Source organism: Pseudomonas sp. LBUM1662 (assembly GCF_059695915.1).
This window is the reverse complement of record NZ_CP166793.1, coordinates 1113215-1126789: the sequence shown is the minus strand read 5'-3', so window position 1 is coordinate 1126789 and position 13575 is coordinate 1113215. Positions and strand designations below refer to the sequence as shown.

The following is a 13575-nucleotide window of genomic DNA, read 5'->3' as shown; positions in this document are numbered from 1 at the left end:
CTTTTTTCTGCACGCAATTCCTTGTTATGGCGGCTGTGCGCGGGAGACCTTCGGGTCTGCCGGTTTTGGTGGGATATCCGGTTTTCCAGACCGCGCATGGCTGCCACCCTTTCGCTTGGAAACGAAAACGGCAGCTCGATTAATCCCAAATCGAGTAATTTTCATGATCAAAGAAACACCAAATCCTCCGGAAACGGACGACGTTTCCCCCTACCAATCCCTCGATTCCAAAAAACTCAACGAAGCCGCCGAACGCGCGCTGGATCACTACCTCAACCCTGCAGCCCTCAAATCCCCTGCCATCCGCAAACCCAGCACTATGTTTTTGATTGCACCGGATATCAAAGACGAAGACCTGTTGGCCCATACCTGCGAGTCATTGGCTCAGGCCAGCGTGATGGCGAGTGACTTCGCGGACTATCTGGAAGGCCCGCACCGGCACAAGGCGATGGCCATTCAACAGATCGTCATGCTCGCCGAACTGGCCGCAAACCGGATGCTGGATAACGTCGCCATACCAAAACCTGCGCCAAACAGCTAATCCCCCTGTAGGAGCGAGGCTTGCCCGCGAAGGCGGCGTGTCAGTCGACATCAATGTTGAATGACACGCCGTCTTCGCGGGCAAGCCTCGCTCCTACAAAGGATTCGGTGTACATGCTTCGCTTCTCACCACTCAATAGGCCGAGCGTTAGCTCGCCTGCAGCTCTTGATCTTGATCCACCCGCCCCTTTCGGGAGGCTGAGTGGAGGTGTTCATCCGGGGAGTGGCGCGCAGCGCCGTTCGACGCAGTCGAACACGCTGCATGTAGGTCGTCGCGAAGCAGACCGTAGGGCAGTGTCCCCGGATGGATACAGGAGCGAAGGAACGCCGAGCCTTAGCGAGGTGCCGGACGTTGGGGCGAGCGTTTTTTTGCTTACTTTTTTTAGGCGCTTGTAAAAAAAGTGAGTCGCCGTAAGGGCGAAACCGCCAGCCGCCGTTACCGCAGGAATGGATATGTACACCATCAACAAGAGCCTGGTCGGCTTTCAGGCCGCCAAGGTCAAGGGCGAGATCAAAAGATCGCAGCCTCGTTGCACTCGACAGCTCCTACAGGGGATCGGGGCCACCCCGGCAATCCGGGCACTCGCACAACAACGGGGAAGAATGTTAGCGTGCTTGGCATTCACCAAGCCCCGACGAGCCCTCCTCCCATGAAAAAGACCGTCCTCGCCTTTAGCCGCGTCACCCCGGAAATGGTCGAACAGCTGAAGCAAGACTTCGACGTCATCGTCCCCAACCCGAAAAACGGCGACATCAACGCTCAATTCAACGAAGCCCTGCCCCACGCCCACGGCCTGATTGGTGTCGGTCGCAAACTCGGCCGCGCGCAACTGGAAAACGCCGCGAAACTCGAAGTCGTCTCCAGCGTCTCCGTCGGCTACGACAACTACGACGTCGCCTACTTCAACGAACGCGGGATCATGCTGACCAACACCCCCGACGTCCTCACCGAAAGCACCGCCGACCTGGCCTTCGCCCTGCTCATGAGCAGCGCCCGCCGCGTCGCCGAACTCGATGCCTGGACCAAGGCCGGCCAATGGCAAGCCACCGTCGGCGCGCCGTTGTTCGGTTGCGATGTACACGGCAAAACCCTGGGCATCGTCGGCATGGGCAACATCGGCGCGGCCATTGCCCGTCGCGGACGGCTGGGCTTTAACATGCCGATCCTCTACAGCGGCAACAGCCGCAAGACCGAACTGGAACAACAACTCGGCGCCCAATTCCGCACGCTGGATCAATTGCTGGCCGAAGCCGATTTCGTCTGCCTGGTTGTCCCGCTCAGCGAAAAAACCCGACACCTGATCAGCCACCGCGAATTGGCCCTGATGAAGCCAAGCGCCATCCTGGTCAACATCGCCCGCGGCCCGGTCGTCGATGAACCCGCCCTGATCGAAGCGCTGCAAAACAACCGCATTCGCGGCGCAGGCCTGGACGTCTACGAGAAAGAACCGCTGGCCGAGTCGCCGTTGTTCCAGCTGAAAAACGCGGTGACATTGCCACACATCGGCTCCGCCACCCATGAAACCCGCGAGGCCATGGCCAACCGCGCGCTGGCCAACCTGCGCAGCGCGCTGTTGGGCGAGCGGCCGCAAGATCTGGTCAACCCGCAAGTCTGGAAAGGCTAACTAAAACGGGCAGACACAATAAGTGCCTGCCCGTTTCTTTACACAACTAGCAATTCAGTCAACCGACAAAAAAAAGTTAAGCACCTTAGACTCTCCTCTACTTGTCCGACCCCGGACTTTGTACATGGAGAACCATCATCTTGAACAACTACACAGCTGAAAAGATCATCAGAATCAGCAAGATTACACTGATGGCTTATATAAGCATTTTTGGACTTTTGGTGATGTTTAGCAACTTCACCGACTACACCACAAACTACGAATATGTCGCCCATGTGCTGAGCATGGACACAACCTACAACAATGAACGAACCACCTACCGGGCCATTACTTCGCCCATGTTGCACCACCGCATTTACTGGCTCATCATCACCCTCGAAGTGACCTACACCGTGTACTGCCTGGTCGGCACTTACCACCTTTATCGAAAACTGAATGCGTCTGCCCGCGAATTCCATGAAGCAAAAAAATTCTCGATCATTGGTCTATTGATCGGTTTATTCATCTATTACGTCTGTTTGCAGGTCGTGGGCGTCGAATGGTTCGACATGGACAGATCGCAAACATGGAATGCCAAGGATTGGGCTCGGCATATTGTTGATTTCATGCTGCCGTTACTTATATATATCGCATTAAAGATCGAGCGCTGAACATTACCGCGCTCGATCTACAGTAATATCAGGCCAGATTTCCAGACTGCTGCAACGCGCGCGCCTTGGGCTTGCGGAATACCAGCACGTTGCCCAGCATCACCAGCACCAACCCCACCAGTGCCGGCGCGGTCCATTGATAGCCTTCGGCAAAGGCCGAGACATTGAGCGCCACGACCGGGAACAGAACGGTGCAATAAGCCGCTCGCTCCGGCCCCATACGTCCGACCAGCGTCAAGTACGCGGTGAAGCCGATGACCGAACCCGGAATCACCAGGTACAGCAGCGAGCCGATGTAGCGCGCGTTCCATTCCATGTCGAATGGAATGCCTTTGAACAGACACCACATCGACAACATCGCGGCGCCGTAGGCCATGCCCCACGCGTTGGTGGTCAACGGCTTCAACCCTGCCTTCTGTTGCAGGCTCGAGAGCATGTTGCCGGCCGAGAAACACAAGGTTCCCAGCAACGCCAGAGCCAACCCCAGCAAGGTTTCCGGGCTGGCGGTGTGGCCGGCCAACTCGGGCCAGAACAACAGGCCAAGCCCGACCAAGCCCAGTGCACCGCCCATCAACACGTTGCGGGCGATTTTCTGGCCGAAGAACACTCGCGCATTCAGTGCGTTCCACAGAGTGGCGGTGGAAAACACCACGGCGACCAGACCGCTGGGGATCCACTGACTGGCGGTCAGGAAACACATGAAGTTGACGCAGAACAGGCACAAGCCCTGAGCCAGACAAATCAAATGCCCGCGACGGTTCATCACTTGCAGACGCCGACTCAGCAGCAACAGGACAAACAGCACCAGCGCCGCCAGGCCAAAGCGATAAACGATCGACACAGGAATGGCCACCACACCCAGCTGCCATTTCAAGGCAATCCAGGTGGTGCCCCAGATCAGCACGGTCAGCAAGTACAACGAAAGGTTCATGGCAAAGGCTCCTCAATAGAAGTCCAGTGTCCTGCGCCAAGCCTGGGCGCACTTGCATAAACTTGCGCTTTTGTCGTGGCAGAGGCTGGCAGCGCAAGGTCTACGGAGTAGGATGCAAGGCGTCGGAGAGAAGCGATCATGCCCGCACTGGAAACCCTGCAAGTCTTTCAAGCCCTCAACCGCTCGCCCAATGCTCGCCTCGAGCACAGCGCCGAGCTCGGTGACGGCATGGCTGCAGCCTTGTGGAGCAACCATCACGACGCCCAGGACTACGAGGCGCCGAGCCACCACACCTTGTCTTGCTACATCGCCGGCGGCACCGGCACCTTCCGCCGCGACCAACCCGGCACCAAGGGCGGCCCGGACAAGCTGTGCATCCTGCCCGCCGAACATCAGTCCGGCTGGGTCATCAACGGCGACATCCGCCTGGCCCACGTGTATTTCAGCCCCGAACAATTTGCCCTCGGCTGCGTCACGCTGCTGGACCGCGAACCGCGCGAATTGCAGTTGCGCGAAGCTACTTTCCTTGACGACCCAGCACAGGCCCGACGCTTTCGGCAGATGCTCACGCTCAACTGGGACGAACCCGGCGAACGCTTGCTCACCAGCAGCCTGGCTCACGAAATGCTCAGCCACGTGTTGCTCGGCCAGGTCGGGATGCGCGAGGGCTTGCGACTCAAGGGCGGACTGGCGGCGCATCAGCGGCGGCAATTGGTGGAGTTCATCGACAATCAGTTGGCCGAGGCGATCAGCCTTGGGCAATTGGCGGCGTTGTGTGCGCTGTCGGAATATCACTTTGCGCGGATGTTTCGCGAGAGCTTTGGCCTGCCGCCGCATCAATATGTGTTGGCTCGAAGGCTGAGCCGGGCGCAAGAGTTGTTGCGTTCGACCTCGCAGCCGTTGGGGGAGATTGCATTGGCGTGCGGGTTTGCCAGTGCGAGCCACTTCACCAATCGGTTTCGGCAGGTGTTGGGTGGGACGCCTGGGGAGTATCGGCAGGCGTTTTTGCGTTAGTCCTGAGCCGGTTACCTGTAACGAACCGGATTATTGATAAGGCTCCCACTGCCATATTTCAAACGAGTCGACGACGGGTGAATGAAAGTAGATCTTAAAATAGACAGAAACGCGTGCAATACTGGAATTTTCTGAGTCTTGAAAAGGCACTTCATAATCTATCCAGCCAGAACCGGCATCGATTCGCTTCAACACATTACCGGAGGGCCCATAGAATTCGAAGTGCGATATATTTTGATAACGAAAAGGACTGACTGCAAAGCGAAGCCGGTGAACATTTTCAGGCTTCAACAAAATCCTTAGTTCACCAGAGTTACCTTCGGAAAAGTGACTACCGTTGCAAAGGATTGCATTTCCTTCCAACTGACCTTCGACATATTCGCCCTCATCAAACTTAGTGGCATTTATGGATCTCAGAACGTAATTGTACTGACTATCGAGGTTATGTGCCTCCATTCGAAAAAACGCTAATTCAAGCTCGGATGGAACACCGTCAAATAATGGCTTCACACCATTAAAATCTTCCTTCCCAATGAGTTTTAAGTAGTGCGTATCTGACTTCACTGCTTCTGAATGAGACATTATGAACAACCTACCCATATTAAAGTTAATGTATATAGTCAAACCACCAACTCAGTAAATAGGTTTTGCTTGTTTCTCACAACTGTCAGAAATAACAGTTAATCAGAACCAATGGAAATTAAAACATCTTCCTACTCAGTATATCGGCTATCGGCGACCCTACATGAGTACGCCGAATAGCGGTCAACGAGCGCAGCTTACTAGCGCATTAAAACTCCAACGTACTCGACAACGAAATCTGCCGAGAATCCCCCATCGACACAAAGAACCGGCTCGCCGCCGAGGTGTAGTAGGTGCGGTCAAACAGGTTCTTCACGTTGAGCTGAAACTTGACCTTCTGCCCTTCGACCTTGGTGTCGTAGGTCGCGAAGGCATCGGCCACGGTGTAGCTCGGCAGGTCGAAATCGTTCACGGCATTTCCCGCCCGCTCGCCGACATAACGCGCCCCCGCGCCGACCCGCAATTGATCGCCGCCCACGATAGTGCCGAAGTCGTAGACCGCCGACAGCGAGCCGCTGTTCTTCGCGACGTTTTGCAGTTTTTTGCCCTTGTAGACCGGGTCTTCGGTGACTTCGGCGTCGGTGTAGGCATAGCTGCCGATCATGCTCCAGCGGTCGCTGAGCTGGCCGGTCAAATCCACTTCCAGGCCACGGGAACGCACTTCGCCGGCGGCGCTGTAAATCGTCACCGGGCCTTCGGAGTTGGCCACCAGCACGTTGCGTTTCTTGATGTCGAACAGCGCAATGTCACCGGTTATGCGGCCCGGCATGTCGAGCTTCGCGCCGATTTCCCAGGACTTGGCTTCTTCCGGCGCAACGCTGCCGTCGAGCACGGTGCTGCTGCCGCTCAATGGCGCGATGGTCGAGTTGGGTTTGAACGATTCGGTGTAGCTGCCATAGAACGACAGTTCATCAGTGAAGCGATAGACCAGACCGGCACGCGGCACCCACTTCTGGCCATTGCTGTCGGTGTTGGCCTGGAACGGCACGCCTTTGCCGGCGTACTGGTCGTATTCCTGGAAGCGCGCGCCTGCGACGAAAATCCATTGATCGGTGAGGTGGATCGAGTCCTGCAGGAAGATCGAATCGCTGCGCAGCTCATCGGTCTGCGCGCTGTCCGCCGGGCTGACCGTGGTGCCGGCGACTTCGCGGCCATAAACCGGGTTGACGTAGCTGAAGGTGCTCAGGCTTCTCTGGCGGATCAGGTCTTCGCGGTAGATCTTGCGGTACTCGTCATCGATGCCGAACACCAGGTCGTGTTTCATCCCGGCGAGCTCGACATTGCCTTCGAGGCTGGCGGTGGTGAAGCGGTCGGTGCTGATGGCGTTCTGGGTGCCGTCCATGCTGCGGGTCAGCGTGCCCCGTCGGGTGTCGATGGCGGTGACGCGCACTTGGCTGGCGTCGTAGGTTTCGCGGTTCCAGCTGTAGCCGAAGTGGGCGTTCCAGTTGTCGTTGAGCTCGTGATCGGCCTCGAAGTGGTAGAGGTCCGAGCGGCCTTCCATGTTGTTGAACGGCTCGTCCAGGCGTTTATTGCGCGAGATGTCCAACGGGTGGTTGGTGCGCGGATCGATGATCGTGCCGCGGTCGAACGGGGTCAGGAACTCGCGGTGTTCGTAGGAGAACAACAGCTTGGTGCTTTCGCCGAACCAGGCCAGCGACGGTGCCACCAGCGTCTCGCGATGGGTGCCGAAGTTGCGCCAGTAATCTTCGTCTTCGTGGTCCAGCACCATGCGGTAAGCGAAGCCGGAATCACCGAGTGCGCCGGTGCTGTCGAGCCCACCGCCGCTGCCGTTTTTGCCGTCGCCGTAGGTCGAACCGCGCAGCGTCAGGGCGTTGTATTGCTCCAGCTCGGGTTTCTTGCTGACCATGTTGACCACGCCGCCCGGGTCCTGAATGCCGTACAGCAGCGAGGCCGGGCCCTTGAGCACTTCGACCCGGTCCACGGTGGCATTCATGCCTCGGCCCTGCACGATCGGCATGCCGTCGCGCATGATCGAGCCGTTGCGGTTGTCGCCGAACCCGCGGGTCATCACCGAATCCTGGGTGCTCGCCAGCGTGTTGCCCTGGGTGATGCCGCTGACGTTGGCCAACGCGTCATCCAGATTACGCGGCGCCTGATCGCGAATGACCTGCGCCGGAATGACGTTGACGGTCTGCGGGATTTCCTGGAGCAAGGCCGACGAGCGCATCACCGAACTGGTAGGCGGCGGCTGATAGCTCATGGATTGATCGGCCACCGAATTGATGGTGGTGGTGCCCAGATTCAATGTGCCCGAGGTGGGCACTGGTTCAAGCACCAGGGTGCGGGCGTCGCTGCGGCGGAAGGTGAAACCCGAACCACCGAGCAAACGCTGCAGGGCCTGTTCGGCGCTCAACTGGCCATTGACCGCCGGGGCGGTGAGGCCGTACGGCGCTTCATCGGTGTAGACCACGCTGATGCCGGTGACCCGGCTGAAGTCGCTCAGGGCCTGGGGCAGCGGCTTGGCAGCGATGGCGAAGCTGAACTGCGTCAGCGGCTGCGTGGTGGCCGCCTCAGCGGCGGATGCGATGCTCAATGGCAGCAAGGCCAGCGCCGACATACTCAACGCGGAGGCACCCAACCACTGTTTGACCGAACCCGATTTTGCCCTGGACTTCATTGCTCAATGACCTGTGTAGAACCTACGGGATGCGAATGACTCGCAGTTTCAGTCACTACACGGATGGGGGTCGGGTTTACCTCACCATAATTTTGAAAATAATTTTTTGTCTAGAAAGATATGGCGTCTGAGCCGCCGCCTTCGCGAGCAAGCCCGCTCCCACATTTGGAATGCATTTCAAATGTGGGAGCGGGCTTGCTCGCGAAAGGGCCGGTAGCCTCACCGCAAAATGATCAGATGCCCCATCAGCTTGGTCTGCTCAAACCCCAAAACACCCTGCAACGAACTCAACACCGCCTGCGGGTCCTTGCTCGGAAAACTGCCACTGACCCGCCGCGTCGCCAGTTCATCATTGAGCAGCACAATCCGCCCCGGGTAATACCGCCCCAAATCCTGCACCACATCGGCCAGCGTGGCCTTGTAGTAATTGAGCCAGCCCTGACGCCACGCCAGCTGCGCTTCGCTGTCGACAGCATGCAGTTTTTCCGCCGAGCCTTCGCCATACGCCACTTGCTGGCCAGCGGTCAGAACCTGCTGCTCGGCGTGCTGGCCCGCCGTCACGCCGACCCGCCCGGACAGCACCGTGACCTGCGCGCCGTGCGGTTGCAAACGCACTTCGAACTGCGTGCCCAGCACCCGCGCCTGGCCCTTTTCAGCATCGACCACAAACGGATCGCCCGTGTGGGTCACGCTGAAAAATCCGGCACCACGACGCAGCTGAACGTGGCGCTCACCGCGACTGAAATCCACGGCGATGGCGCTGTCGGCATCCAGCGTGACTTGCGACTTATCGGCCAGCGTCACGGTGCGAATTTCCCCCGGCGCAGACACGTAGTCTGCCCCCAGATCATCGATCCAGCGCGTCGGCTGCCAACCCGCGCCGAGGCCGATCATCAACACCAGGCACGCAGCCATGGCCAGCGCGCCCGACCAGCGCCGAACGCTGGTGCGCCGAGAGCGGTTCATGGCATTGAGGTAACCCTGCAAGGCAAACGCGTCTTCGTCGGCCAGGGTTCGCGCCGGCACTTCGCTCAGTTCCCACAGCACTTGCGCCTGGGCGTAAGCCTCGGCGTGGGCGGGATCGGCCTGGAGCCAGCGGCTGAATGTGAGTTGATCGCCGCTGCTGGGCTGGTCATGAAGCAGGCTCAGCCAGGCGAGCGCGGCTTGCTCCTGAGCAGGCGTCGGGGTGACGCGGTCGGGCTGATTCACGGTGCTTTCCTTGGCGTGCGCGTTGGCGGTTCCTGCAGGCTGGCCTTGCAGGCATCGAGGGCGCGCATCATATGTTTTTCCACGGCGCTTTGGGACAGTCCCATGGCCTTGGCGATTTCGGCGTATTTGCGGCCGTGAATGCGGTTGAGCAGAAAGATTTGCCGGGTGCGTTCCGGCAACGCGCGCAACGCCGCTTCGACGTGACGCAGATCGTTGCCCGCCTCCAGCGCGGCTTGCGGTTCACTGCCCTGGCTGTCCGGTTGATCCGGCATCCAGCCTTCGTTGACCCGCACGCGCGTGCCTTCGCTGCGCAAATGGTCGATGGCGATGTTGCCGGCGCAACGCAGCAGATACGTGCTGAGTTCTTCGACCTGCACCAGCGGTCGCCGCCAGAACCGCAGGAACAAATCCTGCACCAGGTCGGCGGCGGTCGCTCGGCAGCCGACACGCCGGCTCACCAGCGCTTCCATCTGCGAACGCTGGGACAGGAACACCTGAAGAAAATGCGCACGGGCGCCGCGATGCTCTTCATCGTGTGATTCAGGTGGAGTGGTGATCATCACTGCGCAAACACGGCGACGGGACTGGCGAGTACGCTCAACCCGGCCAGCGCCAAGGCCAGGCGCGGGCGATACGGCAGCAACAACACCAGCAACAAGGCGCTGAGCATCAACACCGCAAACCACTCCACCAGCCCCAGGCCCCAACCGGTTTGCGACACCGCCGCCCATAAAGAAACCGTCAGCAGCAACCAGCCGCTCAGCTTGAACGCTTTGCGCCGCCGGGCCGACGACTTGCGCCCCAGCAGGTCAAGGTGATGCCTATCCATCGATAAACACAGCGCGGTGAAACCGCCGTAGCACAGCAGCAAGGCCAGCAACATTCAGTTCACCTTCTGCTCAAGCGTGATCGGTCGGGCGCGTTCTTTGGCCACGCGAACAGTTTGCCCGGCGCGCTGCATTTTCCATGCGGCCCAAGCCAGGAACAGGCCGCTGCCCAGGCAGGTCAGATCGAAACCGGCGAGGGTCCAGTCGCCTTGAGCCAGCGTCGCGCCCAAGTGATACGGCGTGGTCAGCGCGTTCAACAGCGGCACGCCGCAGAACAGCATCGCGGCCAACGCCAATTGCTCCACCCACGCCGCGCGACCACGGCGGACTAGCGCGTGAATCACGCTCAAGCCCCAGACGATGAAAAAGCTGTTCACTTCCCACTCCGCCCGGGTGGCCATCTCGACCGGCAGCAGCCGATTGGCCCAAAAGAACGCCGCCACCGCGACCACCAGCCCGGACATGCTGGCAATGTTCAGTACTTCCACCAGCCGCAGTTCGAAGGGCATCACGGCGCTTTTCGCATGTTTGAGCTGGCGCTTGCCGAGCCAGACCACCAGCCCGGTGCCGATCAATGCGGTGCTCGCCAAACCGAAAACAAAGTACAACCAGCGCAACACAGGGCTCGCAAAATGGCCCATGTGCAAACCATAAAAACTGCCGGCAATCGCCATCGGCACCGGTTGCTGCGGTGTGGCGCTGAGCTGTTGCCCGTTCACGCCGTTGAACGTCACCGCGCTGCCCGCGTCATGCACCACCCGATCCGCGCCGTCACGCACCAGCACCACCGAGGCGTTTGCATCCCCTGGATTGTTCACCGTCAAACGCGCCACACGACCGCCTGACCACTGCTCGCGCGCCCGTTCCAGGAGTGGCGCCATGGGGGCCAACTGCGCCGGTTTGCCTGCCAGTTCCGGTGTGCTGGAGGCCGGGAACACGTCGTCGAAAAACGCCCGCACATCCCCTTTGTACGAAGCGAGGATGCTCGCCGGCATCACCATCGACATGAAAATCACCAGGCTGCTGTAGGTGATCATCAGGTGAAACGGCAGCACTAGAACGCCTACCGCATTGTGCCCGTCCAGCCAGGAGCGCTGGCCTTTGCGCGGGCGGAAGGTGAAGAAGTCCTTGAAGATTTTCTTGTGAGTGATGATCCCGGTGATCAGGCCGATGAACATCACCATGGCCGCAATGGTCGACAACCAGCGGCCCCACGGATAGGGCATTTGCAACTGGAAGTGGAAACGATAGAAGAAGTCGCCGCCCATGGATTCGCGGCCCTGCACTTCGCTGCCGGTTTGCGCGTCGAGCAGTTTTTCAGTGAATCGGCCGCGCTCACCGGGAGTGGGTGGCGACTGCTGCCAGCGCACCGACAGGCCCGGCTCGCGGGCGCTCGGCAAATCGATGAGCCAGCGTGAGGCACCCGGGGCGTGCTGCTGCAGGTAATTTTGCGCCAGGGTCAAACTGGCTTCGGAGGTCACCGAGCGCGCCGGTATTTCGGGCTGCATCCAGTGACTGATCTCATCCTTGAAATAGGCGAGCGTGCCGGTCAGGAAAATCGCGAACAACAACCAGCCGAAGATCAACCCGGTCCAGGTGTGCAACCAGGCCATCGCCTGACGGAATCCCTCTTTCATGCGTGGCCCATCCAATAAGCCAGGCCGGATACCGCCGCCAGCACCAGGCCCGGCACGATCAACCCGAACCAGGCCTGCCACGCGCTGCGACAGGCAAAACACCAGAGCACCGCCACCAGATAGACCAGAAACGAGGCCATCATCCCGGTCACCACCGCTTCGGCCCGGGCCATCGGCAGCCATAAGCTCAGGCTGACGCTGGCCAGCGCCGCGACGATATAGCCGCCCAACACCGCGGCCAGCACGCGTGAAGTGACGGCCAATCGATAAGAAACGGGGAGCGTGCTGATTTTGCCTTTCATGTTTCGACCTTGAAACCGGGTGAGGCCGCGCGAAGGTCACGGGCCAGCAAGCGCGCAATATTAATGATAAATATTCTCATACGCAAAACAGATCCGATTGCCGGGGGCCGTTGCACACCCCTACAATGCGAACAATTCTTGTTCTCTAGCGTATCCGTTTGTGTCGGAGTGGTCCTGTTGCAGCCCGCCAATCCCGTCGAAGTCCTCTATCACGCCCATCACAACTGGCTCACCGGCTGGTTGCGACGCAGACTTGGCTGCCCCGACAGCGCAGCGGACCTGGCCCAGGACACGTTCATCCGCGTGCTGACCGCCCGGGAAACACCGCAGATCATCGAACCGCGAGCGTTCCTCACCACCATCGCCAAACGCGTGCTGTTCAACCATTACCGTCGCCAAGACCTGGAACGCGCCTACGCCGAAGCGCTCGCGCAAATGCCTGAGGTGTACGCGCCGTCCGAGGAAGAACGGGCGATCATCCTGCAAACCCTGATGGAGCTGGACCAGTTGCTGGACGGTTTGCCGCGCCTGGTCAAACGCGCCTTTCTGCTGGCGCAGGTCGATGGCCTGACTTATCCACAGATCGCGGCCGAACTGGGCATTTCCATCGCCACGGTCAAACGCCATTTGAGTAAAGCAGCCATGCGCTGCTATTTCGCGCTATGAACGGCACTCCGGATTTCTCCTCCCAGGTCGCCGAGCAGGCCGTGCACTGGCTGATGGAAATGCAGCAAGGCCCGCTGAACCCGCGCCAGCAGCTCGCCTGGCAGCAATGGCACGATGCGCACAGCGAGCATCAGCGGGCGTGGGAACATATCCAGCGGGTCAATCAGCGGCTTCGCGGTTTGTCTTCACCGCTGGCCCACGCGGCGCTCAATGCGCCGGAGTCCGGCAGCCGACGTCAGGCGCTGAAACTGTTGCTGACTCTTGGCGCAGGTGCTGCGGTCACTTGGGGCATGCGCGAACACAACGTGCTGCCCCCGTTGCTGGCTGATTACCGCAGCCCCATCGGCCAGCGGCGCAAGGTGGCGCTCGGCGCCGGCAATCAGTTGCAGCTCAACACAGCGAGCTCGGCGGATGTGCGGGTGGAGGGTCAGCAACGGTTGATTCGTTTGCTGGAGGGCGAACTGCTGTTGACCGCCACCCAGGCATTTCAGGTGCAGACCGCGCAGGGTGTGTTGACCACGCAAGGTGGGCGATTGAACGTGCGGCAGTTTGCTGATCGCACGCAGGTGGCGGTGTTCGAGGGCAGTGTCGAAGTACTGCCGAACAGTGGCGCTCCGCTGGTTTTGTCCGCTGCCCGGCAACTGGGTTTCGGTGTGCGCGGCGTGGCTAAACCGCTGCCGCTGGACGCCAACAGCGGCGCTTGGGCCGACGGAATGCTGGTGGCCGCGCACATGCGCCTCGGGGATTTTCTCGACGAGCTCGGCCGTTATCGTCGCGGGCAGTTGAATTGCGATGCGAAGGTTGCGGATTTGCTGATCTCCGGGACGTATCCGCTGGACGATAGCGAACGGATTCTGGATCTGCTGGAAATCAGCTTGCCGGTGAAAGTGCGGCGGTTTACGCGGTATTGGGTGACGGTTGAGGCGAAGGTTTGAAAGCAAGATCAAGAGATCG

14 protein-coding genes are annotated in these 13575 nt (G+C 59.7%); 6 read left to right on the top strand and 8 right to left on the bottom strand.

The features are described 5' to 3' along the window. The first annotated feature begins 163 nt into the window (after window positions 1-163). The 3 genes from ACA049_RS04890 (at window position 164) to ACA049_RS04880 (ending at window position 2815) form a co-directional block, all read left to right on the top strand. A complete protein-coding gene (locus ACA049_RS04890) occupies window positions 164-541 on the top strand; it encodes a DUF6124 family protein (protein ID WP_497333561.1) in 378 nt (125 codons plus the stop codon). 649 nt (window positions 542-1190) lie between these two features. Then, window positions 1191-2165, top strand: coding sequence for a 2-hydroxyacid dehydrogenase (locus ACA049_RS04885; protein WP_497333559.1), 975 nt, complete (start codon window positions 1191-1193; stop codon window positions 2163-2165). Window positions 2166-2305: 140 nt separating this feature from the next. After that, window positions 2306-2815 carry a DUF2165 family protein gene (locus tag ACA049_RS04880; RefSeq protein WP_497333557.1) on the top strand — a complete coding sequence of 170 codons (510 nt, stop codon included), beginning with the start codon at window positions 2306-2308 and terminating at the stop codon, window positions 2813-2815. Between the two features lie 28 nt (window positions 2816-2843). On the opposite strand, the gene ACA049_RS04875 is transcribed toward ACA049_RS04880, so the two are convergent. Continuing rightward, window positions 2844-3746 (bottom strand): DMT family transporter, encoded by a 903-nt coding sequence (locus ACA049_RS04875; RefSeq protein ID WP_497333555.1) that lies wholly within the window; start codon window positions 3744-3746, stop codon window positions 2844-2846. A 138-nt stretch (window positions 3747-3884) separates the two neighbouring features. On the opposite strand from ACA049_RS04875, the gene ACA049_RS04870 reads away from it, so the two are divergent. Next, window positions 3885-4760, top strand: coding sequence for an AraC family transcriptional regulator (locus tag ACA049_RS04870; protein ID WP_109635950.1), 876 nt, complete (start codon window positions 3885-3887; stop codon window positions 4758-4760). Between the two features lie 30 nt (window positions 4761-4790). On the opposite strand, the gene ACA049_RS04865 is transcribed toward ACA049_RS04870, so the two are convergent. The 7 genes from ACA049_RS04865 to ACA049_RS04835 form a co-directional block, all read right to left on the bottom strand. After that, window positions 4791-5342: a hypothetical protein gene (locus ACA049_RS04865; RefSeq protein WP_497333553.1), complete on the bottom strand. Its 552-nt coding sequence runs from the start codon at window positions 5340-5342 to the stop codon at window positions 4791-4793. Between the two features lie 208 nt (window positions 5343-5550). Then, window positions 5551-7980, bottom strand: a complete 2430-nt coding sequence (locus ACA049_RS04860) for a TonB-dependent siderophore receptor (RefSeq protein WP_497333551.1) — start codon at window positions 7978-7980, stop codon at window positions 5551-5553. A 219-nt stretch (window positions 7981-8199) separates the two neighbouring features. Next, on the bottom strand, window positions 8200-9189 hold the full coding sequence (locus ACA049_RS04855; protein WP_497333549.1) for a FecR family protein: 990 nt from the start codon (window positions 9187-9189) through the stop codon (window positions 8200-8202). After that, complete coding sequence (locus ACA049_RS04850; protein WP_497333547.1) at window positions 9186-9749, bottom strand: RNA polymerase sigma factor; 564 nt, start codon at window positions 9747-9749, stop codon at window positions 9186-9188. Before ACA049_RS04850 ends, ACA049_RS04855 begins: the two co-directional genes overlap by 4 nt. Continuing rightward, entirely contained in the window at window positions 9749-10072 is a 324-nt protein-coding gene (locus ACA049_RS04845; RefSeq protein WP_497333545.1) for a DUF3325 domain-containing protein, read from the bottom strand. Before ACA049_RS04845 ends, ACA049_RS04850 begins: the two co-directional genes overlap by 1 nt. Next, a complete protein-coding gene (locus ACA049_RS04840) occupies window positions 10073-11653 on the bottom strand; it encodes a PepSY-associated TM helix domain-containing protein (RefSeq protein WP_497333543.1) in 1581 nt (526 codons plus the stop codon). Beyond that, window positions 11650-11955, bottom strand: coding sequence for a DUF3649 domain-containing protein (locus tag ACA049_RS04835; RefSeq protein WP_497333541.1), 306 nt, complete (start codon window positions 11953-11955; stop codon window positions 11650-11652). The genes ACA049_RS04840 and ACA049_RS04835 overlap by 4 nt, the downstream gene beginning before the upstream one ends. A 177-nt stretch (window positions 11956-12132) precedes the next feature. On the opposite strand from ACA049_RS04835, the gene ACA049_RS04830 reads away from it, so the two are divergent. Next, window positions 12133-12621, top strand: a complete 489-nt coding sequence (locus tag ACA049_RS04830; RefSeq protein WP_497333539.1) for a sigma-70 family RNA polymerase sigma factor — start codon at window positions 12133-12135, stop codon at window positions 12619-12621. Next, window positions 12618-13556: a FecR domain-containing protein gene (locus ACA049_RS04825; protein ID WP_497333537.1), complete on the top strand. Its 939-nt coding sequence runs from the start codon at window positions 12618-12620 to the stop codon at window positions 13554-13556. The genes ACA049_RS04830 and ACA049_RS04825 overlap by 4 nt, the downstream gene beginning before the upstream one ends. Window positions 13557-13575: the final 19 nt, after the last annotated feature.

Excerpts from the sequence above, each read along its gene's own strand:
- ACA049_RS04835 (WP_497333541.1), bottom strand. The coding sequence starts at position 11,955 with ATGAAAGGCAAAATCAGCACGCTCCCCGTTTCTTATCGATTGGCCGTC.
- ACA049_RS04845 (WP_497333545.1), bottom strand. The coding sequence starts at position 10,072 with ATGTTGCTGGCCTTGCTGCTGTGCTACGGCGGTTTCACCGCGCTGTGT.
- ACA049_RS04870 (WP_109635950.1), top strand. The coding sequence starts at position 3,885 with ATGCCCGCACTGGAAACCCTGCAAGTCTTTCAAGCCCTCAACCGCTCG.
- ACA049_RS04875 (WP_497333555.1), bottom strand. The coding sequence starts at position 3,746 with ATGAACCTTTCGTTGTACTTGCTGACCGTGCTGATCTGGGGCACCACC.
- ACA049_RS04865 (WP_497333553.1), bottom strand. The coding sequence starts at position 5,342 with ATGTCTCATTCAGAAGCAGTGAAGTCAGATACGCACTACTTAAAACTC.
- ACA049_RS04825 (WP_497333537.1), top strand. The coding sequence starts at position 12,618 with ATGAACGGCACTCCGGATTTCTCCTCCCAGGTCGCCGAGCAGGCCGTG.
- ACA049_RS04840 (WP_497333543.1), bottom strand. The coding sequence starts at position 11,653 with ATGAAAGAGGGATTCCGTCAGGCGATGGCCTGGTTGCACACCTGGACC.
- ACA049_RS04850 (WP_497333547.1), bottom strand. The coding sequence starts at position 9,749 with ATGATCACCACTCCACCTGAATCACACGATGAAGAGCATCGCGGCGCC.
- ACA049_RS04860 (WP_497333551.1), bottom strand. The coding sequence starts at position 7,980 with ATGAAGTCCAGGGCAAAATCGGGTTCGGTCAAACAGTGGTTGGGTGCC.
- ACA049_RS04885 (WP_497333559.1), top strand. The coding sequence starts at position 1,191 with ATGAAAAAGACCGTCCTCGCCTTTAGCCGCGTCACCCCGGAAATGGTC.
- ACA049_RS04890 (WP_497333561.1), top strand. The coding sequence starts at position 164 with ATGATCAAAGAAACACCAAATCCTCCGGAAACGGACGACGTTTCCCCC.